We start from the raw sequence: 26,298 nt of genomic DNA, 5'->3' as shown, positions 1-26,298 counted from the left end.
GCCCTTGTGGGCGGGGTAGGGCCGTCCGTAGCTTGCTGACCACACAGACCGGAGGGGCCTCAGTGGATGAACTGCGGATGATTGCGGGCGGGCCGTGCAGGAACGACGGCGACGACGACAAGTGTGGGAACGGCGACTGCCCGACCGTGTACGCCACGCCCGAGCCCGGCATGTTGGCGGTCCAGGGCTACGACGTGGCCCATCCCACGCCGGACGGTGAGTCGGTCGTACTGATCCCGGAAGACATCCTGAAGGAGGCTGCCCGTGCCCGTGGATGGCTCTAGCCCCGTACTGCTGGACGGCGACGAGTGGCAAGCGTACTTCCGCGACTTCAAGCGTTCCGCGTTCCGTCTGGAAGTCCACCAGACCTACACCATGCCCGCCGAGGCTGAGACGGTTCGCGACTTCCTCGCCGGAGCCCCGATGCCGGAGGGCTTCAACTCTCCGTGGCACCAGATGATTCGAGATCACGCGGCAGCCGGGCGGAAGATGACGCGAGCCAAGATCGTTCGCCGACCGCTCACGCCGTACAGCCGGTACCTGTTCGAATGGTGCATCCCTGGGAATGTCTCGGCCGGGGAGGACTACCAAGTAGTCGACGTGACCGACCGGCCGAACCCCGGACTGCCTGAGCAGGACTTCTGGCTGTTCGACGAAACGATCGTGGTTCACCTCAACTACCGCCCCGACGGGACCCAGATCAATCGAGAACTGATCCAAAATCCAGACGTCGGCAAGTATCTCGCATGGCGGGATCTCGCACTAGAAAGTGCCGTACCGTTCAGTGCCTATCGAACCTGAGACACAAGCACGGGAACGGAAGGATCTGGCGGAGGCTCTTCGGGGTCTCCGTCACGCTTCCGGTCTCAGCGGTGAACGTCTGGCGCTGCGCTGCAACATGAGCCAAACGAAGATCAGCCGCATCGAAACCGGCCGCGCTCTACCCACGGTCATCGATGTCGAGCGCATCCTAAACGCACTTGCCGTGCCCGATGAGGTTGCCGACGAACTTCTTCGTTTGACTCGTCGGGCCAATGTCGACTATGCGTCTTGGCGCGCCTACGCGCGCGTTGGCCTCTACCACAAGCAGGCTGAGCTAAGGGCCCTTGAGTCTTCCTCGCGGGTGATGCGGCACTTCCTGCCAGCCGTCCCTACCGGACTCCTGCACGTCCGCGAGTACGCCACTGAGACGCTTTCGCCCACGGTGGCCAGTGACCCGGTCAGAGACGTTTCGCGGACCGTGCAGGCCCGGATGGACCGTCAGTCCATCCTGGACGACACGTCACGCTCGTTCTGGTTCCTGATGACCGAACAAGCCGTCAAGTGGCAACGGGCGAGTACCGAGGCCATGGCGGCACAGTGTGCGCACATGGCCGAGGTCAACACAAAGCCCAACGTCGAGATGGGGATAGTCCCGCAGGGCGTGCAAGTTCCGGGCACCCCGATGAACATTTTCGTGGTCTACGACGACCGCCTCGTGACGATCGAGCTGTTCTCCGGGGAAGTCGTGTTGCGCGACCCAAGAGATATTGCGCAGCATCTGAATTTGTTCGATCTCTTCTGGTCACACGCTCTTACCGGTGATGACGCCTCGGAATTCCTTGAAGAAGCCGTACACGGATTTATGCGTCAACGTAACTAGCTCTCCACAAGGGCCCGTTGGGGCGCGAAGATGAATTCGTGGAAAGCGAAGAGAAGACCACAGAACCTGGAGAGCTGATCTTCAGAGGGCTTTACTTGACTGACCTGCCGCCTGAACCCTCAGCAAAGCCCGGCTGTGCTGACTGCCTGTCTATTGTGGTTGCCAGGAGGAATGCGCGCTCCACAGGGAACTACAGTGGCGTGTCCGACTGCAATGTAAACCTGCGTCAGCATCACACAGAGGCGCACTGAGCCTCTTTCATCCTGAGTATCCGCAGATCAGTAGGGTGTGGACGGCGGCGATGATGCGTCCGATGCGGTTGGTTGAGCAGCGGGCTCGGCGGAGTAGGCGCCAGGTCTTCAGCTGGGCGAAGGCGCGTTCGCCGGGGGCGCGGAGTCGGGCGTGGTCGCGGTTGTACTGCTGGTAGTGCTCGGGTAGTTCGTGGTGGTGGTAGTAGGGGGTGCGGACGGTGGCGCCGGCACCTTGGTAGGCCCGGTCGGCCAGAACGAGGATCTGCCGGGTGAGGCAGGTCTCGATCACGCTGTGGGCGCGGGCCGCGGTCAGGTCGTGGGTACGGCCGGGCAGTGCCCGGGAGAACCACAGGGGTGTGCCGTCGGGCGTGGCGATGACCTGCACGTTCATGCCGTGCTTGCGGTGTTTCTGGGAGTAGTACGGCTCGTCGGCCGCGACGCGGTCGGTGGGGATCAGGGTGCCGTCCAGGATCACGAAGTCGTCCTCGCCCCGGCCGGTCAGGGCCTCCCGCAGACCTGGTGCCCAGGCTGCGAGAACGCTGATGGTCTCGTCCACGTACCGCCAGGCCGTTGCTTCCGAGACTCCGAAGCCGGCGCCGAGCTGGGCCAGGGTCTCGTTCTTGCGCAGGTGGGCCAGGGCGAGCAGAGCCTGCTGGAAACAGCCCAACTTCCTCCACCTCGTGCCTTGTTCACGCCTTCGGGCGTAAATCAGCCAGGAAACGTGCTCAACCAGGTCGTGCGATACGTCGAGCGTGGAAGGATACGGAACCAACGAAGCCCCCCGGCCGTCGGCGTGTTGAGTGAGATCACCACACCAACGACGAGGGGCTTCGCCACGTCACACCACCCTGAGCAACCTCGTTCACCCCTCAACACAGGATGAAAGAGGCTCATTGATGGACATGCAGACGTGGCGCGACTCACGCAGCCGGGCGAACGACGCAACCAAGGCGCTTCGCGAAGCGCTGGCCGCTCTCGGCATCCCACAGCGTGTTCAAGACCATCTGCGGCCCATGGTCACTCATTCCGGCACGCCGCTTGTGCATGTGGGGATGCTCCACGCTGACCACGTACAACAGATAGCGGAAGCGCTCCGCGTCGCGGCCAAGTCGCAGACCGCGACGACCGCATCCCAGGAACAGGGGCATAGCTCCAGGCAGCATGCCCCTGCCTCTCCTTCCGTGACCTCCCGTCCGACATGGGCGGCGACGGTCAGCCATGACCGTGACAGGTGAGCAGGAAGGTGCAGCGATGCAGAACGGAACTGACCTGTACGCGCTCAGCGTCGACGGGGCCTTGGAAATGGGGTGAAGTGGGGAAAGAAAGGTAACGCCGGAACTGTCGACTGCGGGAAGACAGCCCAGGCACAGGCGGCCCGCGCCGCACTACACCCGCTTCGACCCCGAGCCCTGCGGCAGGGAGTTCTCCGCCCTGTCGTGAGGAGAACCGGTACTGTCCATCTGCCTCCAGGCCGTGAAGATCACCGGACACAGCGTGGCGAGGAGATACACACCGCCCGCCGCCAGCAGCGCGGAGGGTAGGCCGACCGAGTCCACGAGGAAGCCCGCAGCCAGCCCGCCCAGCGGAGTAACCAGCTGGAACCAGGCTGTTGTCGCACTGAACACGCGACTGCGCAGTTCCTCCGGCACCGTCTCATAACTCACTGTGGCCATGATGGGGTTGAGCACACCGCAGGCGAGCCCCTCAACCGCCATCATCACCGCCAGCGGCGCGAAAGTGTCGGTGAAGGCGGCCACCACGAAGCGCGGCAGGCCCACGATGAGAAACGCGACCGTGAACACGGGCCACCGCCGAAAGCGGCTGCCCACCGCCCCAAAGACCAGCGCCCCCGTGAGCGCGCAGATCCCGAACGCAGCCTCCAGCAGACCGAGATCAACGGAACCACCCAGCTCCTCACGGGCATGCACTGGGAGGAGTACGGCGCTCCACCCCTGGTCGAGGCCCCTGGTCATCAGCGTCATGAAGCACATGCCAAGCAGCAATGGCGTGGCCGCCACGAAGCGGTAGCCCTCCCCCAGCTCACGACGGTAGGCACGCAGCGACATCGGCTCTGCCCGCCGCTGGGCCTGCGCCTCGGGCACGCCCCGGACCCCGAACGCGAACAGCGGCGCGGACACGGCGAAGGTCGCGGCATCCATCAACAGGACGTTCTCGGCTCCGAGTACGGCGATCAGCACACCCCCGAGAGCCGATCCAGTCAGCGCCGCACAGCGTGACGCACCGTCGTACAACCCGGCAGCCCTGGTCAGCGGCATCCCGGCGCGTTCGGCGAGCGTGGGCAACAGCACACCGCGGGCAGTTTCACCCGGCGCACGGAACAGCCCTGTGACCGCCATCAGCACGCACAGCATCCAGAAATGCAGGAAGTCGGCGAACTGCAGTAGCGCGATCGCCGCAACGGCCACTCCGCAGGCCAGGTCCGAAATGACGGCTACCCGCCGCCGTCCGATCCGGTCGATGACCGGACCACCGACAAGCGCAGTCAGCACTACGGGCAGCATCGTGCAGAACGCGACGATCCCGGCCTTGGCAGCACTGCCCGTGCTCTGCAGCACGAACCACGGCACGCCCATGTTCGTGAGGCAATTCCCGGTGATCGAAACGACGTTGGCGGCAAGGACCGTTGTCAGAGGACGGCGATCACGGGCCAAGGAGTCTTCGGACACTACGGTGGTCTCCCATGAGGGGAAGCGCCCACCGCGAACGAAGCAAGTCAGCCGGTGGGCGAAGCGAAGTGGTCAGCGTCTGGCGCGCATAGCAAGGCGCACCGCAGAGATGCGGCGTTCACAAGCAGCGCCTCCAACACTTCGCCGGGATGACCACCCGGCACTTCCACTCATTGTCACCGCCGGCCCCGGCCCTCCGCAAAGACGATCCGTTCGCGATGGGCGGGCTCGCACAGGGAGTCGTTCGAGATACGCAGTTGATCTTGGCAGGTGCGTCGCCTGCACCGAGGTCCTTGGTGGCGTCAAACGGCGATGGCCGTCCAGCGGCGCCCCACCCCGCCAGCGGTCGTCGCTAGTGCCGCGGCAGGCAACGTTCGCCCTGTTGTGACGCGCCGTCCGGGTGTCGGTCCGGGCGGCGCGGGCAGGCCATGCTGTTCTCGTGGCAGAACGAGTTCAGGTCCGGGAGATCGACGATGACGAGGGCAGACGGCTGCTGCGGATCATCCGCAGGGGCGCCGGATCGGTGGTGACCTGGCGGCGGGCCCAGATGGTTCTGCTGTCCGCGCAAGGCATGCCGGTGGCGAAGATCGCCGAAGTGTCGTTCACCAGCGACGACCGGGTCCGCGATGTGATCCACAACTTCAATGCCGACGGCTTCGAGTCGCTCTACCCGAAATACAAGGGCGGGCGGCCCAGGACGTTCACGCTGCCCGAGCGCCGCGAGATCAAGAAGATCGCGAAGTCCAGGCCAGCTGAGCACGACCTGCCCTTTTCCACCTGGAGTCTGTCCAAGCTGGCGGACTTCCTGGTCGCCGAGGGGGTGATCGACGACATCAGCCACGAGGGCCTGCGCATCCTGCTCCGCGAGGAAGGCGTCTCCTTTCAACGCCTGAAGACCTGGAAGACCTCCCACGACCCGGACTACGCGGCCAAGAAAGCCCGCGTCGAGCACCTCTACGCGATCGCCGACGGCGAAGTCATACCCGAGGCGAACGAGCCCGAAATCGTCTTCTGCATGGACGAGTTCGGCCCGCTCAACCTGATGCCCCACCCCGGGAAGCAGTGGGCCGAACGCGGCGGCAAGCACAAGGACCCCGACCGTGAGCCGCGTCGGCGGCGCCGGGCGACCTACAACCGCTACGGCGGAGTACGGCACCTGTTCGCCGCCCTGGACCTGGCCAAGGACAAGATCTACGGCCACATCAAGCCCGTCAAGAAGCGCACCCAGTTCCTGGAGTTCTGCCGCTACCTGCGCACTCTCTACCCGCCCGGGGTCCGGATCGCGATCGTCTGTGACAACTTCTCCCCGCACCTGACCACGAAGAAGTGCCGGCGCGTCGGTACCTGGGCCGCGGCGAACAATGTCGAGATCGCCTACACCCCTACCAACAGCTCCTGGCTCAACCGCATAGAAGCCCAGTTCACCGCCCTGCGTTACTTCACCCTCGACGGCACCGACCACGCCACCCACAAAGAACAGGGCAGCATGATCCGCCGCTACATCATCTGGCGAAACCGCCATGCCGACGACCGGCACCTACGCACAGTCGTCGACAGGGCCAACATCGCCTGAAACCGCATGAAGGCAGGGAAGATGACCACACAGACCGACCAGGTCGACCACGAACTGATCCGGGCAGCGGCACACGTCGCGGCCACACGCTGCCGGGGCGACAACCACACCATGGCGGCTGCGGCCCGCGCCCGGGACGGCCGGATCGTCACCGCGGTGAACGCCTATCACTTCACCGGAGGCCCCTGCGCGGAGCTGGTCCTCATCGGCGCCGCTGCCGCCCAAGGCGCCTATGACCTGGACACCATCGTCGCCGTGGGCGACCGCGACCGAGGCCTCGTGCCCCCGTGCGGCCGCTGCCGCCAAGTCCTTCTCGACTACTTCCCCGCCCTCAAGGTCATCGTTGGGACAGACGACGACCTCCGAACGGTGACCGTCACCGACCTGCTTCCCGAAAGCTACATCTGGGCGGACCACCAGCTCGACGCTGAGGAGAGTGCACCACTCAACACGAGCTGACGCTCCAGGCGGTTACCGGGCGAACGTTGCCTGATGCGGCACTAGGGCGTGTGTCGAAAGTGGATCTTGGGCGTGAGATGATCTTGATTCGTGGCGCGTGGAGATCTGACGGACGAGCAATGGGCCGTGCTGGAGCTGCTGTTGCCGAAGGGCAAGAAGCCCGGCTGGCCACCGAACTGGACCCGGCGGCAGCTGATCGACGGCATACGGTTCCGGGTTCGTACCGGCATCCCGTGGCGGGACATGCCCGCCGAGTACGGGCCGTGGGGCCGGGCGTACGACCTGTTCCGCCGCTGGCAGCGCAACGGCACCTGGCAGCGCATCTTCACCGAACTCCAGGCCCGGGCCGATGCCAAGGACCTGATCACCTGGGACCTCAACGTCGACTCCACCGTCTGCCGGGCCCACCAGCACGCCGCCGGAGCGAGGAAAAGGGGGACCTGCAAAAGGAGCCGCCCGGCGGTGTCGCAGTCGAGCCCGACGACCACGGCCTCGGGCGCTCGCGCGGCGGCCTGACCACCAAACTGCACCTCGCCGTCGAGCAGGGGCAGAAACCCATGTCCATCGTGATCACCGCCGGGCAGCGCGGGGACTCCCCGGAATTCGAGGCCGTCCTGGGCCGCATCAGGGTGCCCCGGCTGGGGCCGGGCAGACCGCGCACCCGGCCGAGGCGGGTGCGCGCCGACAAGGCGTACGCCTCCCGCAAGAACCGCTCCTACCTGCGCAGACGTGGCATCCGCTGCACCATCCCGGACAAGGCCGACCAGGCCCGCAACCGAAGGAAACGCGGCTCCCGCGGCGGCCGTCCGCCGAAGTTCGACCCGGAGGACTACAAGGCTCGGCACGCGGTCGAGTGCGGCATCAATCGCCTCAAAAGGCACCGCTCCGTGGCCACAAGGTACGACAAACTCGCGGTCCGCTACGAGGCAACCGTCCTCGTAGCGGCAATCAACGAGTGGCTATGACCAGCACATCCGACGCCATGCCCTCTCCGAGGCGGCCAGCAGCTGATGAACCGCCGCCCACGCCTGAGCGCTACGGCGTCTGACGGGGGATACCTGTCAACGCCGGAGATGTCAGGAAGACGTCAGGCAGAAGGGGTGGCCAGCCGGATCCAGGAGTACCCGCCAGCGTCCGTCGCCGGGCTGATGGTCCGGTTTGGCCGCGCCGAGTTCCAGCGCCCGCTCTTCCATCGCATCGAGGTCGTCAGCGCGGAAATCCAGGTGGAACTGTTGTGGCACGTCCTGACCCGGCCACTGCGGAGCCCGGTATCCGTCAACCCGCTGGAACCCCAGATCACAGCCGGAGCCGTCCGTCAGAGCGACGAACTCGTCCGTACTGAAGAGCTCGCGCATCCCGGTCAGTGCACCGTAGAAGCCCGCCAGCGTCTGCGGGTCGGCACAGTCCAGAGTCACCCCTCGCAGTACAGCGCCTGGCACCATTCGCTCCTTCGCGTCCGCGCGTCTGCCTCCGTAAGCCGCCGCTGCACGCGATCACCGGCCACAGCCACACCGTACTCGCCACATCCACCGCTGAAGTAACGGTTTACCCCTGCCTCAGAGCAACGGGTGGCTGTGACCGGCGCTTTCGATACACGCCCTAGCTGCCGGAGGGGTGCGATGCGGGACGGGTGAACAGGTGTGCTTGCAGTACCCCGGCCTTGACTAGTTCGTCTGCCACGATGCGCAGCGCGGTGCGGGCCATGTGGGGAAACATCCCGCCCTTGCAGTCCATCCACACGCGGGGGACCGTTTCGTCGACGGCGACGTAGTTGGGGCTGTAGAGGTCGGTGTCGGCCATGACATCGTCGGCCTCCTCCGGCGAGAGTTCGCGGCCGTCCTCGAGCACGCACGCCAGGCGGCGTTCCGCGGCGGTGAGCGCCGCGACCGCACGGGCCGGGTCGTTCGACTCGACGGCGATCTCCCAGTACTGTTGAAACATATCGCCGTTGCCCCCCAGGATGCGTAGCGCGCCCGGGTCTACCGTGATGCCGCCCGGCTCGCTCTCCGAGACCACGGCCCGACGCATCCAGAATGCGCTTTGGTCGGTTTCCAGGCATGCCTCGGCCACGCGCCAGAGCATCTGCGGGCCGGAACCGCGAACCGCCTCCTCGAACAGGCTCCGTGCGCGTTCCCGGTCCCCCGAGTCCAGGGCCTGGCACCCGCGTCTGAACGCCATCTCGGCAGGATGATCGGCAGATGGCAAGAGGGAGTCATCAGCATCCACAGCCCATACCTACCACCCAGTTCTGACATACGGTCCCTGAGCTACCGAATCAACCGGCAGCGCCGACACAGAACCGACCAGTCGAACTCGCCTGACAAACGGTCAAGATCACTTGCCAGAGGTCACCCTGGCCCGGATCGGCAACTGATCTCTCGCACTGGACTGTCCACTCAGTCAGATGAGCGGCTGACGCAGGCGGCAGGGGTGCCGAACAGCCCGGACCGCGCGGCGCCGAGCAGCGCCCGCAGCGAGGCTGGTGCCGTGCGGAGGACTGCGTCCGGGGCGTCGGACTCGCGCAGCAGCAGTGTCCCTCCGCCGGGGGCGGTGGCCACCTCCACGCAGTCCCTGTTGGCGTCGTCGCCGGAGAAGCTGGACTTCTGCCACATAGGTTCTGACACGCGCACCTCGCTCACGCTCAGAGTCGCTGAGCCAGGCCCTGGATGAGGTTCAGCGACGGCCCCGGGCCAAGGGCCACGGCCCTCAACTGGTCGAACATGAGTTTATACGCGGCTACTTGGGTGTCGTCCTCCACGTAGGTCGATCCTCACGCGCCACTCGCTGACCGATCTCGCGGACACCGCCGAGTCACTGACCAGCGAGCTGTGCGGCAACGCGTACCGCTACACCTCAGGTCCCGCGACCGTGTACGTGCGTTGGCGGGACGGAACTCTGCACGTCAGCGTCGCGGACAGCAGCAATGCGCTGCCCTGCCCGATGGACGAGGGCCTGCGCCGGGAACGGGGGCGCGGTCTACTGCTGGTGAGCCGGTGCGCGAAGGCATGGGGCAGCCGGGCGGCCGGGCCGGAGCCGGGCAAGGTCACGTGGTTCGAGCTGAGCCGAGCGGGCGACCCCGAGGTATCGGGCTGGAAAGGCGAAAAGAAAGGCGGAGGCAACTCGAAGAGCGCCTCCACCTTTCGCTCACCGTCGGCTGGACCTTTCGGCTACGGAAGGTTCCTCGCCATCACGATCCGCTGGACCTGGTTCGTGCCCTCGTAGATTTGGGTGATCTTGGCGTCTCGCATCATCCGCTCCACCGGATAGTCCCGCGTGTACCCGTACCCGCCCAGCAGCTGGACCGCGTCCGTCGTGACCTCCATGGCCACGTCCGAGGCGAAGCACTTCGCCGCCGCGCCCTGGAAGGTCAGGTCCGCGTCGCCTCGCTCGGACTTCGCCGCGGCCTGGTACGTCAGGGCGCGGGCCGCCTCGATCTTCATCGCCATGTCGGCCAGCATGAACTGGATGCCCTGGAAGTCGGCGATCGGCTTGCCGAACTGCTTGCGCTCCTGGACGTAGCCCTTGGCGTAGTCCAAAGCCCCTTGCGCGATGCCGAGGGCCTGGGCCGCGATCGTGATGCGGGTGTGGTCCAGGGTCTTCATCGCCGTGGCGAAGCCCGTGCCCTCCTCGCCGATCATGCGGTCCGCCGGGATGCGGACGTTGTCGAGGTAGACCTCGCGCGTCGGGCTGCCCTTGATGCCGAGCTTCTTCTCCGGAGCGCCGAAGGAGACGCCCTCGTCCGACTTCTCGACGACGAAGGCCGAGATGCCCTTCGAGCGCTTCTCGGGGTCCGTCACCGCCATCACCGTGTAGTACTCGGACACGCCCGCGTTCGTGATCCAGCGCTTCACGCCGTTCAGGACGTAGAAGTCGCCGTCCCGGACCGCCTTCGTCTTCATGCCCGCCGCGTCCGAGCCCGCGTCCGGCTCGGAGAGGCAGTACGAGAACATGCCGTCGCCCTTGGCCAGCGGTGTCATGTACTTCTTCTTCAGCGCCTCGGAGCCCGAGAGGATCACCGGGAGCGAGCCCAGCTTGTTCACCGCCGGGATCAGGGAGGAGCTGGCACAGACGCGCGCCACCTCCTCGATCACGATCACCGTCGCCAGTGCGTCCGCGCCCGCGCCGCCGTACGCCTCCGGTACGTGCACGGCGTGCAGGTCGGAGGAGACCAGGGCGTCCAGGGCCTCCTGGGGGAAGCGGGCTTCCTCGTCCACCGCCGCGGCGTACGGCGCGATCTTCGCCTCGGACAGTGAACGGATCGCGTCGCGGAGCATGTCGTGCTCCTCGGACGGACGGTACAGGTCGAAATCAGCCGATCCGGCCAAGGTCTCTCACGCTCCAAAGACACTGTGATGCTGACGCTAATTACCGTTAAGTAACCCAAATTTTAGGGGCCCGCCCACGGGAGTGGTACGTGAGCTTGGCGACAAGGGGAAAACTGCCCGGTGAAGCCCTCGAACAAGCCCCGACTATGCTCGGTCAGCGCACCCCGGACGGATACCCCAGGAGTCCCCATGGCCCTCAAGATCACCGTGATCGGCACCGGCTATCTCGGCGCCACCCACGCCGCGGCCATGGCCGAGCTCGGGTTCGAGGTGCTGGGGCTCGACGTCGTCCCCGAGAAGATCGAGATGCTCCAACGGGCCGAGGTTCCGATGTACGAGCCGGGGCTCGAAGAGCTGCTCGGCAAGCACGTCGCCGGGATCGAGGGGTCCAGCGGGCGGCTGCGGTTCACCATGGACTGGGCCGAGGTCGCGGAGTTCGGCGACATCCACTTCGTCTGCGTGAACACCCCGCAGAAGCACGGCGAGTACGCGTGCGACATGTCGTACGTCGACGCCGCCTTCGCCTCCCTCGCCCCCCATCTGACGGGCCCCGCCCTCGTCGTCGGCAAGTCCACCGTGCCCGTCGGGTCGGCCGAACGGCTGGCCCGTACGCTCGTCGAACTCGCCCCCGCCGGCGAGGAGGTCGAGCTTGCCTGGAACCCCGAGTTCCTGCGCGAGGGCTTCGCCGTCCAGGACACCCTGCACCCCGACCGCATCGTGGCCGGCGTCCGCAGCGAGCGCGCCGAGAAGCTGCTGCGCGAGGTGTACGCCACGCCGATGGCCGAGGGCTCACCCTTCGTGGTGACCGACTTCCCGACCGCCGAGCTGGTGAAGACCGCCGCGAACTCCTTCCTCGCCACCAAGATCTCCTTCATCAACGCCATGGCCGAGGTCTGCGAGGCCGCCGGCGGCGACGTCGTGAAGCTCGCGGAGGCGATCGGGTACGACGACCGGATCGGGAAGAAGTTCCTGCGTGCGGGCATCGGCTTCGGCGGCGGCTGTCTACCCAAGGACATTCGCGCGTTCATGGCACGCGCCGGTGAGCTGGGCGCCGACCAGGCGCTCACCTTCCTGCGCGAGATCGACTCCATCAATATGCGGCGCCGCGGCCAGATGGTGGAAATGACGCGCGAGGCACTGGGCGGCGGTTCCTTCCTCGGGAAGCGGGTCGCGGTACTCGGCGCCACGTTCAAGCCGGATTCGGACGACGTCCGCGATTCGCCCGCGCTGAATGTCGCGGGGCAGATTCACCTCCAGGGCGGCCAGGTCACGGTCTACGACCCCAAGGGCATGAACAACGCCCGACGGCTCTTTCCGACGCTGGCGTATGCGGAAACGGCCGCGGAGGCCGTACGCGGGGCCCATGCCGTCCTGCACCTCACCGAGTGGCGCGAGTTCCGCGAACTGGACCCGGCGGTGCTCGGCGAGGCCGTGACGGACCGCGTCCTGCTGGACGGCCGCAACGCGCTCGACCCCGCCGTGTGGCGGGCGGCGGGCTGGACGTACCGGGCGATGGGGCGACCCGCCGCCTAACCGCTGCGGCCACCTGACCGCGACGGGCGACTCGCGGCTTTCCGCTTTCCGCTTGCTGCTTGCTGCTTGCTGCTTGCTGCTTGCTGCTTGCCCGGCATATGCCCTGCACCTCTTCTCTCCAATTGGTTCGAATCGCTTTCGAGCAATGTGGTGGAATTGCCGTGCCGTGTGCGCGAGTTCTTCACAGTCGCAATGCATGGAATGACGCCGTTGTCGCCCGTTCTCACAGCAGGGGCACCCCCGAAGGAGAGGCAGGCAACAGGCGATTAACCAATGCGTAGCCGCGCGGAATTCGGCTCCCACTCCACTGGTCCGCATTCACCGACCTGAATGACCGGACCATGCCAGGAGTGATCATGCCCCTGTTCAACAGGGCGGATTGGCCGAGGGATCACCGCGACGAGGTGGTCGCGGGCGCGCTCGTGGGCGCCGTGGTGATCGTGCTCGGCTACGCCTCGGGGATCGGCGCCCCGTCGTCGTCGGGGTCGGCGCAGGCCGCCGTGCCGCCCACGTCGCCACCGGCGGCGACGGCACCGCCCAGTACGGCTCCGGCGCCGGGCGAGGACACGCCGGGTGGAGCGGCTCCCGCACCCCAAGTCCCGGTCGGGTCAGGCGAGTTGCCGATCGGCACAGGCGTCGTACCGATCGGGGACGGCGGCCACGCCGGGCACGGAACCGGGACCGGGACCGGGAGCGGGAGCGGGGGGTCCGGAGGCGGGGGCCACGATGGCCACGGCGGGGACGGAACCACACCCTCCACGCCCACTCCCGCCCCTTCCCCCTCCGGCTCCACGGGTGAGGAGCCCTCGGGCGACGGCTCCTGCGACGACGGCGACGTACGCCTCGTACGCCCCCTGCTCACCGGGATCTCCGGGCTCACGGGCCAGGCCCTCGGTCTCCTGGGCGGCACGGAACCGACACCCGAGCCGGCCCCCTCCCTCTGCGTCGGAATCGCCACGCCGAACCTCCTCTCCGCCCCGGATGCTTCGGACACCCCGGACGCCGCGGGGGCCACCCCGTGACAACACGACGTCGCCGCCTCGCTCCCCTCCTCGTCCTCCTCACCGTTCTCCTGTACGGCCTCTACGTCCTCGTCGGTGCGACCCCCGCCTCCGCGCACACCGAGCTGGTCCGCTCAACTCCCAAGGACGGCGCGGAACTGGGCAAGGCGCCCGCGCACGTCACGCTCACCTTTGACGAGCCCGTCGAGCTGTCCGACGTACGCGTCATGACGCCCGACGGCGACCGGCTCCCCGTCTCCCGCGCCCCGGGCGCGGGCGGCGACACCGTGCGGGCCGCGCTCAGCGGCGTACCTCCTCGGACCGGCGAACTCGCCCTCACCTGGTCCGTCATCGACGAGGAGGACGGGCACGCCTCCTCCGGCCGGCTCACGTTCGGTATCGGTATCGGTATCGGTATCGGTATCGGTGGCGGTATCGGTGGCGGTGGCGATACGGACGCGACGGCCGCCGCCGCCCAGGACCGCGGCGACGAGGCCGCCCCCGCGCTCTCCCCCTCGGTGCGGCGCGGCCTCGTCGCCGCTCGCTGGGCCGGTTATCTCTCGCTGGCCCTGTTCATCGGCGGCATCGCGTTCGTCGCGCTGCTCTGGCCCCGTGGGGCGGGTGAGCCGCGGGCGCGGACGATGCTCGCCCTGGCCTGGGGCGCCGGGCTGCTCTCGACGGTCGCGGCGCTCGGACTGCAGGGCGCGTACGCCGAGTTGGGCAGCCTCCGTGACGCGCTCTCGGCGTCGGTGTACGCGAACGTGCTCACCACCGAGCCGGGCATCGCGCTCGCCGCCCGCGGGCTGCTCTGGGTACTCGCCGCCGTGGTGCTGAGCGCGCTGTTGCAGGGCGGTGGGCGTACAGCACGCTCGCCCGGCTGGCGGGTGGGTGCCCTCGCCGTGTCGCTCGGGCTGCTGCGTACGACCGGCATGACGGGCCACAACTCCGAGGGCACGGAGCCGACTTGGGGCGCGCTGGCCGACCTGGTGCATCTGCTCGGGGCGAGTCTGTGGATCGGCGGTCTGGTCATGCTCGCGGTGGCGGTGCTGCCGCGCCGTGACCCCGACGAACTGACGCTGGTCGTGCCCCGCTACTCGAAGCTCGCGGGCGCGTCGGTTGCCGCGATCGCCGTCGCCGGGCTCGTGCTGGCCTGGCAGGTCGTCGGCTCGTACGACGCCCTGCTGCACACCTCGTACGGGCAGTTGCTGCTGGTCAAGACCGGTGTGCTGGCCCTCGTTCTGTTCGCCGCGTGGCGCAGTCGGCAGTGGGTGCGTACGCGTCTCGAACTCGCCGTGCTGCTGCGCGGCGAGGCCGCCACCGTGCGGCCCTTCGGTTACTCGGTCGCGGCGGAGACGGGGCTCGTCCTCGTCGTGCTCGCCGTGACGAGTCTGCTGGTCACGGCCGATCCGGGTCGCTGACTTCCTCCTCAAACCCCGAAATCCCCTCACAGACAAGGGAGTTGCGTTGATGCGCAGAAAAGACACCGGCGAACGGCGCCGCCGGGCGCCCGCCGGGAACCGGGCCCTGCTCGTCGCCGGACTCGGCGCCGCCTTCGCGGCGGTGCTGAGCCTGGGCCTGTTGCAGGCGACGGCCGGTTCGGCGTCGACGACGGACTCGGCGGCGGGCGCGGCTCAGGCGCCCGCAGCCGAGTCGGCCGACGTCAAGCCGGCGGCAGCCGCCGCGGCCGACCACCAGGTCGCCATCATGGGCAACAAGTTCGGCGACGGAAAGCAGCTGGTCGTCAAGGTCGGCGAGACCGTCCAGTGGACCAACCACGACACGGCCCCGCACACCGTCACCACCACCAAGGGACCGAAGAAGTTCGACTCGGGCACCCTCCAGCAGGGCGACTCCTGGTCGTACACCTTCACCACTGCGGGGACGTACGAGTACTACTGCGCGGTGCACCCGGACATGGTGGCGTCCGTGAAGGTCGTCGCGGACGACAGCGGGTCCACCGGAGGTTCCACCGGCGGGTCCGGCACAGGGGGTACCTCCGGGGGCAGCTCCGGCGGTACGTCCGGCGGCTCCACCGGCGGTACGTCGGGAGGCTCGACCGGGGGCTCCGGCTCGGGCAGTACGAGCGGGGGTGACACCGGCGGCACGTCCGGAGGCAGCTCCGGCGGCACCAGCGGTGGCAGCACGGGTGGGAGCACGGAAGGCAGCACAGGCGGCGGGGGCGGTGGCGACGAGCAGTGCGCCAGCGTCCAGGACGTACTGCTGCCGATCCTGCAGCACCTCAACGCCGCGCACCTGGAGCGTTCTCCGGGCGAGCAGGTGCAGGACGCGCTGGCCCTCGACTCGTACATCAAGATGCACACCGTATGGATCGAGAGCATCCTCAAGCCCGCCACGGAAGGCGGCGGCACGGTCGTCGACGACACCCTCGGCGTGCTGCTCCAGCACGTCAACTCGGCGCATCTGGAGGAGTCGCTCGGCCAGCAGGTCACCGATCTGCTCAACGTCGACAGCTACGTGAAGATGCACACGGTCTGGGCCGAGCACCTGCTCGCACCCACGACGGGCTATCTGACCAGCAGCTGCTGACACCGGCGGCATCGCCGCCGTAGGAGGACGCCGGGCCGGCCGAGGCTCAGTCGGCCGGCCCGGCGTCCGGCGCTCATTCTCTCCCACCCCCGCCTCTCCCATCCCCGCTCGGTTTCTCCTCGGAAGGAGAACCAGGATGACGACCGTCACCCTGCCCGCCCTCTCCCCTCCCCCCGGCCGGTACGCCGTCGCACCCGGCCGGTCCTTCGTCGAACTCACTGCGTACTACGGGCCGTTGGCGACCCTGCGACACCGCGTCACCCTGACGGGGGCCTCACTCACGGTCCCCGAGTCCGAGACTGAGACCGAATCCGAGACTGAGACCGAGTCCGAGACCCAGTCCCTGGATGAACGGCCCGTGTTCCGCTTCGACTTCGCCCGCCCGATGAAGGCCTCGCTGGTCTCCGAGCACGTGGAACCCCTGGCCGACGGGCGGCACGTGCAGCTCATCGCCGACCTCGACGTACGGGGAGTCGCGTTCCCCGTGCTGCTGCGGCTGCGCGTCGTGAGGTGCGCCGAGGGCCGGTTGCTGGTGGTGGGCGCGGCCCGGCTCCCGTACCGGCTGCTCCGCCGTGCCACCGGCTTCCGGCTGCCGCGGCTGCGCCCGGCGACCCGACTGCGGCTGCTGCTCGCCGCGGAGTTCGCGTGAGGGCGGGGTGGCGGGGTCGTCGGGGACGGGGACGGGGACGGAAGCTCTCGCTGCCCGCCGCACTCTCCGTACTGGCGCTGCTCGTACCGCTGTTGCTGGTGTGGGCCGTGCCCGGACCGCCCGCGTCGGCGGCCACCTTCCGGGTGGCGATGAAGGGGTACGCGTTCAGCCCCGCGACCCTCACCGTCCCGGTGGGCTCCACGGTGACCTGGACCAACCAGGACACGGCCCCGCACGACGTGAAGACCACCTCCGGGCCGGTCTCCCTCCACTCGCCGATGCTGCAGAAGGGGCAGAGCTGGAGCTTCACGTTCACGACGGCCGGGTCGTACGGGTACTACTGCACCGTGCATCCGGACATGACGGCGCGGATCGTGGTCCGGGCGGCGGCGCCGTCGGCGACACCGACCCATTCGCACGCGGGTTCCGATCATGACGAGTCCGGAACCGGGACGGGAACGGGAACGGGAACCGGGACGGGCTCGGGGACAGGGAAAGGGACAGGCTCGGGCTCGGGGAACGGGCAGGGCGGGGTGACCAAGGCTCCGGTCGCGCCGACCACATCGGCACCTCGCGGCAAGTCGCCCGATTCCGCCAAGTCACCTTCCGCGCCGCCCACTTCGAGTGCTGCCGCGGATCCCGCGGCGGGTGGCGCGGTCACCCCGCAGGCCCTCGAACCGACGGCCTCCGCCCGGGGCCTCGACGGCCTGCTCGTCCTGGCCGGAGTGGTGGCGGGCGTGGCCGTGCTGTGCCTCCTCCTGGTGGGGTCGCGCGCGGCGGCGAGGGAGGAACAGGACGTCCCGCAGCAGTAGTGGTCACGGGAGGGGCTGCCCAGCACGGGCGGCCCCCGGGGCCGGGCCCGGCACGGGCACGGGCACGGGCTACTTCGCGCGATAGCGGCGCATCTTCGCCCGTGCCCCGCAGACCGCCATCGAGCACCAGCGGCCACGGCCCGCCGGACTGCGGTCGTAGTACGCCCAGTGGCAGTCCGGCGCCTCGCAGGCCTTGAGGCGGAGCCAGGTGCCGGTCGTGAGGGACTCGGCGACGGCCGCCGCCACGCGGGAGGCGAGGGAGGCCGGGTCCACGGGCCGGAGGGCCGCCGAGCCGTCCGCCTCCGTAACCGTGAGGACGAGCGGGGCAGACGCGAGCAGCTCGTCGAGGGGGCGTACCTCCCGGTGTGCCGGATGGCCCGCGTGCGCGAGGCAGACGACGCGCAGCGACTCGCGCAGTTCCCGCGCGGCCTCCACGTCGGCCTCCGTCAGGTCCAGCCGCGCGCGCCCCTCGGCCGTGTCCAGGGCATCGCGGCCCGACTCGATGTCGAGGGTGTTCACCAGGGACTGGATCAGGGCCAGTCCGCCTGGTGCGGGCGCGCGGTCATTCATGGTTGCGACGTTACCCCTTATGGGGGAGCATGGAGTAACCGTTACCGGCTGACTCGCCTTGCCGGTAACAAGCGATGCATGGACCGCACGGACTGCATCCATGGCATGGACTGCATGGACACCACAGGAGGAAGTCATGGCACTCGCCACACTGGGCTCCGTCGTTCTGGACTGTCCCGACCCCCGCGCGCTCGCCGCGTTCTACGCCGAGGTGCTGGGCGGCAAGGTCACGCTCTACGCCGAGGAGCCGGGCGGCAGCACCGTCGAGACCGAGGGTGCAGCCGACTGGGTCGTCCTGCGGCTGCCCGACGGACAGGAGCTCGCTTTCCAGTCCGCCCCCGGTCACGTACCGCCGAGGTGGCCGTCACAGGACGGCTCGCAGCAGTTCCATCTGGACCTCACGGTCGAGAACCTGGACGCGGCGGAGAAGGAGGTCCTGGCGCTGGGGGCGAAGGTCCTCGACGCGGAGGACCAGAAGCGCACATGGCGGGTGTACGCGGACCCGGCCGGCCACCCGTTCTGCCTCTGCGCCTCCTGAGGCATCGGCTACTGAGGCTTCCGCCCCGGTGCCGGGGCGGGGGGCTACGCATCCCGGGGAGCTACCCGTCCAGCTCGGCGATCTTCGCCGTGGACGGCTCCCGGCGGCTGCGGGCGGCGCGGGCCGCGAAGTCCGCGCTGCGCAGGACGCGTTGGACGTTGCCCCAGGTGAGCAGGGCCAGGTCGGACTCGGACCAGCCGCGGACGAGGAGTTCGGCGACGAGGCGCGGATAGCCCGAGGCGTCGGACAGGTCCTGGGGGTGGGCGGCCCCGGAGTCGTACGTCCCCGAGAGGCCGACGCACTCCGGGCCCGCGAGCGCGCGTACGTGGTCGAGGTGGTCAGCGACGTCCCGTATCGACGGGCCCGTCTGCTCGGCGGTCAGCGGCACGAGGCACAGGCCCTTGGTGGCGCCGAGTTCGACGAGCACGTCGTCGGGGAGGTTCGCCGGGTGGGGGCGCAGGGCGCGGGCGGCGGAGCGGGTGCACACGACCGGGGTCTTGGAGATGCCGAGGGCGCGGCGGACGGTCGCGTCGGAGGCGCCGGACAGGTCGATGAGTACGCCGATGCGGTTCACCTCGCGTACGACCTCCTCACCGAACCTGGTCAGCCCGTTCTCGCCGGCCCAGGACACGCCGGAGAGGGTGAGAACGCGCAGGCCGAGAGTGTGCAGCGCGCGCAGGATGCCCAGCGAGTCGTCCAGCGCGGCGGCGGCCGCGGGACCAAGCACCACGGCGACCCGCCCGTAGTTCCTGGCGTCCGTGATCTGCGCCGCGCTGTGTGCCATCCGCAGGCCCTCCGGATGGGCCTCCACCACGCTCTTCGCCAGGTCGAACTGCTCCAGGGTGGCCCCGACGGCCCGCTCGCCGACGAGCCCCTCGGACAGATGCAGCGACCAGAACAACGCCCCCACGTGCCCTTCCCTCAGCCGGGGCACATCCGTGTCGACCGTGCTCTCGCCGAGCTCCAGGTCGTACCAGGGCAGGTGCCGCAGCGCCCACGGCAGCCCGCTGTAGCCGTCGGCGACGGGGTGAGCGGCGAGGAGGGCGTGCGCGCGGACGAGGGGGTCGTCGTCCCCGTCCGCGTCCGGTTCCGCGTCCGGTTTCGCGTCGGCATCGACATCAGCCGCCTTCCGCCGCTCGAACTCCCCCTCGACAGCGGGGTGATCCAGCTCGCCGACCTCGGCGGTTTCGTGCAGTTCATCCTGCAGATCTGCCATGGCGGGGCTCCTGGGTCCGGTGGTGGCAACAGGTGGTCCCACCGTGACACGGCACGGGGACGGGGTCTCGGTGGGTGACGCGTTCGGGCTACCACGCCCCGTTGAGGGCGCGGGGAACCGCGCGCTCAGCCCCCACAAACCCGCAGCCTCAGACCCGCCCCCAGTGGAGCGCCCCGGCGGAGCTAGTGCGCGGAACGGGCCCGCTCCAGCAAAAGCCCCCTCTCCCGCTCATTCCGCGTCAAAGAAGCTGCCCGCTCGAACTCCTCCCGCGCCTCCTCCACCCGCCCGACCCGCTCCAGCAGATCCCCCCGCACACTGGGCAGCAAGTGATAGCCCCGCAACGCCGGTTCGGCGGCCAGCGCGTCCACGATGGCGAGCCCGGCCTCGGGCCCGTCGGCCATGGACACGGCGACGGCCCGGTTCAGCTCCACCACCGGAGACGGAGCGCGGGCTGCAAGCAGCCCGTACAACGTGGCGATCCGCGCCCAGTCGGTCTCCTCGTACGTATGGGCGTGGGCGTGGCACGCGGCGATGGCGGCCTGGAGGACGTACGGCCCCGGAACACCCCCCGTGGACATGGCCCCCGTGGACACGGTCTCCGCACGGGCGAGGGCGGCGAAACCGCGCCGGATGAGGAGCCGGTTCCAGCGGGAACGCTGCTGGTCCTTGAGGAGTACGGGCTCGCCCGACGGCCCGGTGCGCGCGGCCGACCGCGACGCCTGGATCTCCAACAGGGCGACCAGTCCGTGCACTTCGGGTTCCTTGGGCATCAACTCGGCCAGCACGCGGGCGAGTCGGAGGGCGTCCTCGCAGAGCGCGGGGCGCAGCAGGTCGTCGCCCGCGGTGGCCGCGTACCCCTCGTTGAAGATCAGGTAGATGACTTCGAGTACGGACCCGAGCCGGGCCTCGCGCTCGGGCCCGTACGGCACCTCGAAGGCGACGCTCTTCGCGGCGAGCGTCCGCTTGGCGCGCACGATGCGCTGGGCGACGGTCGCCTCCGGGACGAGGTAGGCACGGGCGATCTCGACGGTGGTCAGCCCGCCGAGCAGCCGCAGGGTGAGGCCGATGCGGGCCTCGGCGGACAGCACGGGATGACAGGCGGTGAAGACGAGTCGCAGCAGGTCGTCGTCGATGTCGTCCGGGTCGGCCGGTTCGTCCACGTGCCCGTGCGGCGCGGCGGCCTCCAGGTTGCGCCCCATCTCCGCCAGCTTGCGCGCGTACCGCTCACGCCGGCGTACGAGATCGATCGCCCGGTGCTTGGCCGTGGCCATGAGCCACGCCCCGGGGTTGTCGGGCACCCCCTCCCGGGGCCACTGCTCCAAGGCGGCGACCAGCGCGTCCTGCGCCAGTTCCTCCGCGATCCCGACGTCCCGCACGATGCGCGCGACACCGGCGATGATGCGGGGCGACTCGATGCGGAAGACGGTTTCGATGGCGCGGGCGGGGGCGTCCGCTGATGGTTCTGATGGTTCTGGTGTCACGTTCCACCATCAGACACCCCCGGGCCCGTACGACCAAGGCTCAGCCTTCGACGATTTCCCGGACCTCGCAGGTGACCGTCCAGTGTGCCTCGTGGATCTGGAGGAACCGCTTGGTCCACTCGACCGCCTCGGCCATGTCCTTGGCCTGCAGCATCGCGTATCCGCCGACGACCTCCTTGGCCTCGGTGAACGGCCCGTCGGTGACGGACATCTCGCCGCCCTCCCACCGCACCCGCGTCCCCTCGGCGGTCGGCTTCAGGCCCGACGTGTCCAGCAGCACCCCCGCCTTCGTCATCTCCTCGATCAGCTCCCCCATCCGCTCCATGAGCGCGTCGCTCGGACCCTCGGCGGGCGCGTTCTGCTCGTCGATACGGATCATCGACAGGTAGCGAGGCATGGTGACTCCCTGAGTTTCTCGGTACGGGGGCGGGGCTTGTCCCACCTTCCCTCTCACCCGTGCGTCGAGCGAAGAGCACCCGGATCGACACGCTCAGCCGGATTTCTTCGAGATTTCTTCGAGGTCGTGACGGCTGGCGGCACAGCCCTTGACGTAGGGATTGAAACGTTTCTAGCGTACGTCCAAAGCTTCGTAAGCGTGAACTTGTATCACATATATGAACCGATCAGGCGGACTCACCGTGGGTGGAGATCACATGAAGATCGTCGACGTCACCGTTACGCCCATCGCCTTCGGCGACCCGCCGCTGCTCAACAGCACGGGCGTGCACGAGCCCTTGGTGCTGCGCTGCGTCGTACAGCTTCATCTTGAGGACGGCACCGTCGGCCTGGGCGAATGTCCCGGCGGACGCACCGAGACCGAACGGCTCCGTGCCGCCGCGGACGCGGTGCGCGGGCTGGACGTCTTCGCCACGGGACGCGCGCGCCACGCCGTGCACGACGCGCTGCGCGCGGGGACATCGCCGGTCGAGACCTCGCGAGTCGAGGAACGTGACTCGGCGTGGTCCCCGCTGGAGGTCGCCATGCTGGACGCCCAGGGGAAGCTGACCGGCCGCTCGGTCAGCGATCTGCTCGGCGGGGCGGTCCGCGACGCGGTCCCGTACAGCGGCTACCTCTTCTACAAGTGGGCCGAGCACCCGCCGCTCGACGGAAGGCCCGCCCTCGCCGACGAGTGGGGCGCGGCGCTCGACCCGGACGGGCTGGTCGACCAGGCGCGCCGGATGATCGACCTGTACGGCTTCGGCTCCCTCAAGCTCAAGGGCGGTGTCTTCCCGCCCGACCAGGAGATCGCCGCCGTCCGCGCCCTCGCCGCCGCCTTTCCCGGACTGCCGCTGCGCATCGACCCCAACGCGGCGTGGAGCGTGGAGACTTCCCGCCGGGTCGCCCGTGAGCTGACCGGCGTACTCGAATATCTGGAGGACCCCACGCCCGGCATCGCGGGGATGGGGGAGGTCGCGCGCTCGGCGGACATGCCGCTCGCGACCAACATGATCGTGTCGAATGTGGAGCACGTCCGGCCGGCCGTGCGGCACGACGCCGTCCAGGTGCTGCTGCTCGACCACCACCTCTGGGGCGGTCTGCGGCGCAGCCGTGAACTGGCCGTGCTGTGCGAGGCGTTGGGCATCGGCCTCTCCATGCACTCCAACTCGCATCTGGGCATCAGCCTGGCCGCGATGACCCACCTCGCCGCCACCGTGCCCGAGCTCACCTATGCCTGCGACACCCACTACCCGTGGAACGCCGAGCACGATGTGGTCAAGCCCGGAGCCCTGCGGTTCGCCCAGGGAAGCGTGCGGGTGCCCACCGGTCCCGGCCTGGGCGTCGAACTCGACCACGAAGCCCTCGACCGGCTCCACCGCGCCTACCTGGAGTCCGGCCGCGAACGCCGTGACGACACCGCGTACATGAGGCGCGTGGACCCCGCGTACGACCCTGGACTGCCGCGCTGGTGACTGCCGCGTTGGCTGCCGCGTAATGGCTGCCGCGCCGGTGACTGCCCCGCTGGTGACCGCCGCGGGCCGGGCCGCCCCACGGCGGCATATCTCGCGGAGCCCGCCCGCACCTCCCGCACATGCCACACCCGCCACGCGGCCCGCCCGCACCTCGCATGAGCCCGGCGCACGGCCGGCTCCCCGAACCAACCGATGAGGAACCCCTGCCGTGACGCACTCCCGCGCCCGCCTCGAAGCGTGCCTGTGGCTCACGCCGAAGGTCTTCGACGACCTGGCCGACCCCGGATCCGGCATCGAGGCATTCTTCGACCACCACGCGGCCTGGACGGCGGACCGCGACCTCACCCTCGTCTTCTGCGCGGGCAACGGCGACCACATCCTCAACTACACCGGGCGGCGCGACGAACGCTTCGACTGGGCCCGCTACAACTGCTACGCGGCCGACACCGAGCCGGGCGGTCCCGCCAGACTCGCCCGCAGCCACAACGCCGACTGGCTGACGCGCGTACGGGAAGGGGGCGAGCGCTCGGCCAACCCCTATTCGGCGGGCCCCATGTTCACCCTGTCCGAGCAGCCCATGGACTACGACCTGCTGGCAGGCGTGTACGCGGCCGTACGACGGGTCGCCGAGCGCCGCGGTGTGCGGCTGCGGCTGCTCGAATACCTGGAACCCGGCCCCGAGTTCTGCCGCAGCGAGTGGAAGACCGAACGGCACCCTGAGGTGTCGTCGGCCGCCGCGGACGCCGGCGGACACATGATTCCCGGCGTCATCGACGTCACGCTGCCGCTGGCCGCCGACCCACGTCCGTACCGTGCCTTCCCCGACGGCGTCCCGGCCGGTGTGCCCGCCGGTGACTTCGTCGCGGCCCAGACCGCCGCGTTCGTCGACGACTTCGGCCTCGACGGGGTGATGCTCGGCAACCAGTTCGGGCTGATCGGCTTCTGGCATCCCGACAACGCCCGGAAGCTGACGCCCGAACGGGTCGCGGGCATCGAACGCTTCTTCCTCCAGATGCGCGCGCGGATGGACGGCCGTCTCGTGTACTGGATGGACACCTACTGGCGCGCGGAGGTCGAGCGCGAGGCCTGGGGAATGACGGACGCCTGCTACGCGACGCTCGACGCCGTCCTCGTATCCACGTTCGCGGTCCTCGTCGAACGCACGGAGATCGTGCCCAACCTCCTGAGCAAGGCGGCCCTGTCGGCTGCCGGAACCGGCGGGACCAGCGGGACCAGCGGGACCAGCGGGACCGAGGGTCCGCGGGTTCTGTTCGGCCTGGACTTCGTCGACCCCTGGTACTGGTACCGCACACATCTCGACGACCGGCGCTCGTACGTCTACCAGCGGGACGTCCTGCGGCAGCACGCCGCGCACGTCGACGGGGTCTCGTTCTTCGGCAACGACACCTTCGGCCAGTACGTCCCCGCCGCCCGGCTCGACGAGACCCTCGACGCCGTGCGGTACGCGGACGGCCTGGGTTCAGCGCGCGCTGCCTGAGTCGACCACCCCCGCCCAACCCCGTCTGCCCCGCCCGCCCCCGCCCGACCAGAGAGGCACGCTTCGATGAGTGACACCCACGAGCAAGCCCCGATCGGCGAGTCGCTCGCCCGTATCACCCGGCGGCGCACCCGCGTCGGCCTCGTAGCCGGTGGACTCGGCGCGTACTGGCCGCAGTTCCCGGGTCTGCTCGACCAACTCCGCGCATCCGCGCGGTTCGTGACAGGCCGGTTCGAGGACATGGGCTGCGACGTCGTGGACGCGGGCTTCATCTCCGATCCGCACGACGCGGCGAAGGCGGCCGAGACGCTGCGCGTGGCCGACTGCGACATCGTGGTGACGTTCCTGACCACGTATCTGACGGCTTCCATGGTGCTGCCGATCGCGCAACGCACGGGCGCGCCGGTCCTGGTCATCGACCTGCAGCCGACGAAGGCGATGGACCATGCCTCGACGGACACGGGCAAATGGCTCGCCTACTGCGGCCAGTGCCCGCTGCCCGAGATAGCCAACGTCTTCCGGCGCGGCGGCATCCCCTTCCGGTCCGTCTCCGGGCACCTGCACGACGACAACGCCTGGGCCCGCATCGGACGCTGGATCTCCGCCGCGGCGGTGCGCGGTGTGCTGCGCCACGGGCGGCACGGTCTGATGGGACACCTCTACCCCGGCATGCTCGACGTCTCGACCGACATGACGCTGGTCTCCACCCAACTGGGCGGCCACATGGAGGTGTTGGAGTTCGACGACCTCCGCGTACGGACGGCCGCCGTGCGGGACGACGAGGCGGCGGACCGGGTCGCGCTGGCCAGGAAGCTGTTCACCCTCGACGCGTCCGTCGACGAGGACGACCTCGGCTGGGCCGCCCGGGTCTCGCTCGGACTCGACCGCCTGGTCGAGGACTTCGCGCTCGACAGCGTGGCGTACTACCACCGCGGTCTGGAAGGTGAGATCCACGAACGGCTTGGCGCCGGAATGATCCTCGGCGCCTCGCTCCTCACCGCACGGGGCATCCCGGTCGCGGGCGAGTACGAGCTGCGCACCAGCCTGGCGATGCTCGTCGCCGACACGCTCGGAGCGGGCGGCTCCTTCACGGAACTGCAGGCGCTCAACTTCGAGGACGGTGTGGTGGAGATGGGGCACGACGGCCCCGCGCACCTCGCCATCAGCTCCCGCGACCCGCTGCTGCGCGGGCTCGGTGTCTACCACGGCAAGCGCGGCTACGGCGTGAGCGTCGAGTTCGACGTCAGGCACGGGCCCGTCACCACGTTCGGTCTCGGCCAGGAGGCCGACGGGACCTTCGTGTTCGTCGCCTCCGAGGGTGAGGTCGTCCCCGGCCCGCTCCTGGAGATCGGCAACACGACCTCGCGCGTCGACTTCGGCTTCGACCCGGGGGAATGGACGGACGCCTGGTCGGCCACCGGCATCGGACACCACTGGACGATCTGCACGGGCCACCGCGCGAAGGAACTGCGCGCCACGGCGGACCTGCTCGGCCTGCCGTTCCGTACGGTGACGCAGGCGAACGTCCTCTGAGCGAGCCGAGGTGCGGATGCGCCCCGCGCCGACGTGCCAACGCGCTGATGTGCCCCGGGCCCGATGGGACCCG

Annotated in this window: 27 protein-coding genes and 1 pseudogene; 16 read left to right on the top strand and 12 right to left on the bottom strand. The window is 69.1% G+C overall.

The window, feature by feature from the left end:
• Positions 1–62: 62 nt before the first annotated feature.
• From OHA11_RS28565 to OHA11_RS28555, 3 genes are read left to right on the top strand one after another with little or no spacing between them, the layout of a single operon-like run.
• Entirely contained in the window at positions 63–284 is a 222-nt protein-coding gene (locus OHA11_RS28565; protein ID WP_323186682.1) for a hypothetical protein, read from the top strand.
• Entirely contained in the window at positions 265–801 is a 537-nt protein-coding gene (locus OHA11_RS28560; RefSeq protein WP_266501192.1) for a DUF6879 family protein, read from the top strand. Before OHA11_RS28565 ends, OHA11_RS28560 begins: the two co-directional genes overlap by 20 nt.
• On the top strand, positions 785–1,642 hold the full coding sequence (locus OHA11_RS28555; protein WP_266501189.1) for a helix-turn-helix transcriptional regulator: 858 nt from the start codon (positions 785–787) through the stop codon (positions 1,640–1,642). Before OHA11_RS28560 ends, OHA11_RS28555 begins: the two co-directional genes overlap by 17 nt.
• 258 nt (positions 1,643–1,900) lie before the next feature.
• On the opposite strand, the pseudogene OHA11_RS28550 reads toward OHA11_RS28555, so the two are convergent.
• The 3 genes and pseudogenes from OHA11_RS28550 to OHA11_RS28540 all read right to left on the bottom strand — a co-directional run bounded on the left by OHA11_RS28550 (position 1,901) and on the right by OHA11_RS28540 (position 4,580).
• Positions 1,901–2,706 (bottom strand): annotated as a pseudogene (locus OHA11_RS28550) (transposase family protein).
• A 107-nt stretch (positions 2,707–2,813) separates the two neighbouring features.
• The gene (locus tag OHA11_RS28545; RefSeq protein WP_266501187.1) at positions 2,814–3,056 is read right to left on the bottom strand and encodes a hypothetical protein; all 243 of its coding nucleotides are present in this window, start codon (positions 3,054–3,056) and stop codon (positions 2,814–2,816) included.
• Between the two features lie 222 nt (positions 3,057–3,278).
• On the bottom strand, positions 3,279–4,580 hold the full coding sequence (locus OHA11_RS28540) for an MFS transporter (protein WP_266501185.1): 1,302 nt from the start codon (positions 4,578–4,580) through the stop codon (positions 3,279–3,281).
• 439 nt (positions 4,581–5,019) lie between these two features.
• On the opposite strand from OHA11_RS28540, the gene OHA11_RS28535 reads away from it, so the two are divergent.
• From OHA11_RS28535 to OHA11_RS28525, 3 genes are all read left to right on the top strand, one after another.
• Complete coding sequence (locus OHA11_RS28535; RefSeq protein WP_266501182.1) at positions 5,020–6,153, top strand: IS630 family transposase; 1,134 nt, start codon at positions 5,020–5,022, stop codon at positions 6,151–6,153.
• Between the two features lie 21 nt (positions 6,154–6,174).
• Entirely contained in the window at positions 6,175–6,612 is a 438-nt protein-coding gene (locus OHA11_RS28530; protein WP_266501180.1) for a cytidine deaminase, read from the top strand.
• Between the two features lie 90 nt (positions 6,613–6,702).
• Positions 6,703–7,577 (top strand): IS5 family transposase gene (locus OHA11_RS28525; protein WP_266501177.1). Its coding sequence is split into 2 segments (ribosomal slippage): positions 6,703–7,092 and positions 7,095–7,577, totalling 873 coding nucleotides; the frame shifts between segments, so codons are not numbered across the junction.
• Positions 7,578–7,688: 111 nt separating this feature from the next.
• On the opposite strand, the gene OHA11_RS28520 is transcribed toward OHA11_RS28525, so the two are convergent.
• The 5 genes from OHA11_RS28520 to OHA11_RS28505 form a co-directional block, all read right to left on the bottom strand.
• Complete coding sequence (locus OHA11_RS28520; RefSeq protein WP_266507519.1) at positions 7,689–8,036, bottom strand: VOC family protein; 348 nt, start codon at positions 8,034–8,036, stop codon at positions 7,689–7,691.
• A gap of 175 nt (positions 8,037–8,211) precedes the next feature.
• The gene (locus tag OHA11_RS28515; RefSeq protein ID WP_266501174.1) at positions 8,212–8,790 is read right to left on the bottom strand and encodes a hypothetical protein; all 579 of its coding nucleotides are present in this window, start codon (positions 8,788–8,790) and stop codon (positions 8,212–8,214) included.
• Between the two features lie 218 nt (positions 8,791–9,008).
• Entirely contained in the window at positions 9,009–9,236 is a 228-nt protein-coding gene (locus OHA11_RS28510; protein ID WP_266501171.1) for a DUF397 domain-containing protein, read from the bottom strand.
• Positions 9,237–9,253: 17 nt separating this feature from the next.
• Positions 9,254–9,334 (bottom strand): hypothetical protein, encoded by an 81-nt coding sequence (locus tag OHA11_RS48560; protein WP_353962974.1) that lies wholly within the window; start codon positions 9,332–9,334, stop codon positions 9,254–9,256.
• Between the two features lie 445 nt (positions 9,335–9,779).
• Complete coding sequence (locus OHA11_RS28505; protein WP_266501167.1) at positions 9,780–10,937, bottom strand: acyl-CoA dehydrogenase; 1,158 nt, start codon at positions 10,935–10,937, stop codon at positions 9,780–9,782.
• A gap of 189 nt (positions 10,938–11,126) precedes the next feature.
• Here OHA11_RS28505 and OHA11_RS28500 point away from each other — a divergent pair, with 189 nt between their 5' ends.
• From OHA11_RS28500 to OHA11_RS28475, 6 genes are all read left to right on the top strand, one after another.
• Entirely contained in the window at positions 11,127–12,470 is a 1,344-nt protein-coding gene (locus tag OHA11_RS28500) for a UDP-glucose/GDP-mannose dehydrogenase family protein (RefSeq protein ID WP_266501166.1), read from the top strand.
• A 356-nt stretch (positions 12,471–12,826) separates the two neighbouring features.
• Complete coding sequence (locus tag OHA11_RS28495; RefSeq protein ID WP_266501164.1) at positions 12,827–13,492, top strand: hypothetical protein; 666 nt, start codon at positions 12,827–12,829, stop codon at positions 13,490–13,492.
• Complete coding sequence (locus tag OHA11_RS28490) at positions 13,489–14,889, top strand: copper resistance CopC/CopD family protein (RefSeq protein ID WP_266501161.1); 1,401 nt, start codon at positions 13,489–13,491, stop codon at positions 14,887–14,889. Before OHA11_RS28495 ends, OHA11_RS28490 begins: the two co-directional genes overlap by 4 nt.
• 49 nt (positions 14,890–14,938) lie before the next feature.
• Positions 14,939–16,018, top strand: a complete 1,080-nt coding sequence (locus OHA11_RS28485; protein WP_266501159.1) for a cupredoxin family copper-binding protein — start codon at positions 14,939–14,941, stop codon at positions 16,016–16,018.
• A gap of 136 nt (positions 16,019–16,154) precedes the next feature.
• The gene (locus tag OHA11_RS28480; protein WP_266501156.1) at positions 16,155–16,667 is read left to right on the top strand and encodes a hypothetical protein; all 513 of its coding nucleotides are present in this window, start codon (positions 16,155–16,157) and stop codon (positions 16,665–16,667) included.
• Positions 16,664–17,479, top strand: coding sequence for a cupredoxin family copper-binding protein (locus OHA11_RS28475; RefSeq protein ID WP_266501155.1), 816 nt, complete (start codon positions 16,664–16,666; stop codon positions 17,477–17,479). The genes OHA11_RS28480 and OHA11_RS28475 overlap by 4 nt, the downstream gene beginning before the upstream one ends.
• A gap of 69 nt (positions 17,480–17,548) precedes the next feature.
• On the opposite strand, the gene OHA11_RS28470 is transcribed toward OHA11_RS28475, so the two are convergent.
• Positions 17,549–18,049 carry a CGNR zinc finger domain-containing protein gene (locus OHA11_RS28470; RefSeq protein WP_266501153.1) on the bottom strand — a complete coding sequence of 167 codons (501 nt, stop codon included), beginning with the start codon at positions 18,047–18,049 and terminating at the stop codon, positions 17,549–17,551.
• 136 nt (positions 18,050–18,185) lie between these two features.
• Between OHA11_RS28470 and OHA11_RS28465 the strand changes: the two genes are divergently transcribed.
• Complete coding sequence (locus OHA11_RS28465; RefSeq protein ID WP_266501151.1) at positions 18,186–18,587, top strand: VOC family protein; 402 nt, start codon at positions 18,186–18,188, stop codon at positions 18,585–18,587.
• 61 nt (positions 18,588–18,648) lie between these two features.
• Here OHA11_RS28465 and OHA11_RS28460 read toward each other — a convergent pair whose 3' ends face one another.
• The 3 genes from OHA11_RS28460 to OHA11_RS28450 form a co-directional block, all read right to left on the bottom strand.
• On the bottom strand, positions 18,649–19,803 hold the full coding sequence (locus OHA11_RS28460) for a dipeptidase (protein WP_266501149.1): 1,155 nt from the start codon (positions 19,801–19,803) through the stop codon (positions 18,649–18,651).
• Between the two features lie 182 nt (positions 19,804–19,985).
• Positions 19,986–21,284: an RNA polymerase sigma factor gene (locus tag OHA11_RS28455; protein ID WP_266501148.1), complete on the bottom strand. Its 1,299-nt coding sequence runs from the start codon at positions 21,282–21,284 to the stop codon at positions 19,986–19,988.
• 40 nt (positions 21,285–21,324) lie between these two features.
• A complete protein-coding gene (locus OHA11_RS28450) occupies positions 21,325–21,681 on the bottom strand; it encodes a YciI family protein (protein ID WP_266501145.1) in 357 nt (118 codons plus the stop codon).
• Between the two features lie 256 nt (positions 21,682–21,937).
• Here OHA11_RS28450 and OHA11_RS28445 point away from each other — a divergent pair, with 256 nt between their 5' ends.
• The 3 genes from OHA11_RS28445 to OHA11_RS28435 all read left to right on the top strand — a co-directional run bounded on the left by OHA11_RS28445 (position 21,938) and on the right by OHA11_RS28435 (position 26,225).
• A complete protein-coding gene (locus OHA11_RS28445) occupies positions 21,938–23,194 on the top strand; it encodes an enolase C-terminal domain-like protein (RefSeq protein WP_266501143.1) in 1,257 nt (418 codons plus the stop codon).
• A gap of 208 nt (positions 23,195–23,402) precedes the next feature.
• Positions 23,403–24,692: a hypothetical protein gene (locus OHA11_RS28440; protein ID WP_266501140.1), complete on the top strand. Its 1,290-nt coding sequence runs from the start codon at positions 23,403–23,405 to the stop codon at positions 24,690–24,692.
• A gap of 66 nt (positions 24,693–24,758) precedes the next feature.
• Positions 24,759–26,225: an L-fucose/L-arabinose isomerase family protein gene (locus OHA11_RS28435; RefSeq protein ID WP_266501137.1), complete on the top strand. Its 1,467-nt coding sequence runs from the start codon at positions 24,759–24,761 to the stop codon at positions 26,223–26,225.
• The last annotated feature ends 73 nt before the right edge of the window (positions 26,226–26,298 follow it).

Origin of the sequence: Streptomyces sp. NBC_00878 (genome assembly GCF_026341515.1) — a bacterium.
Classification (GTDB): domain Bacteria; phylum Actinomycetota; class Actinomycetes; order Streptomycetales; family Streptomycetaceae; genus Streptomyces.
The sequence above is the reverse complement of the archived record's forward strand: the minus strand, read 5'-3'. Positions and strand labels throughout refer to the sequence as shown.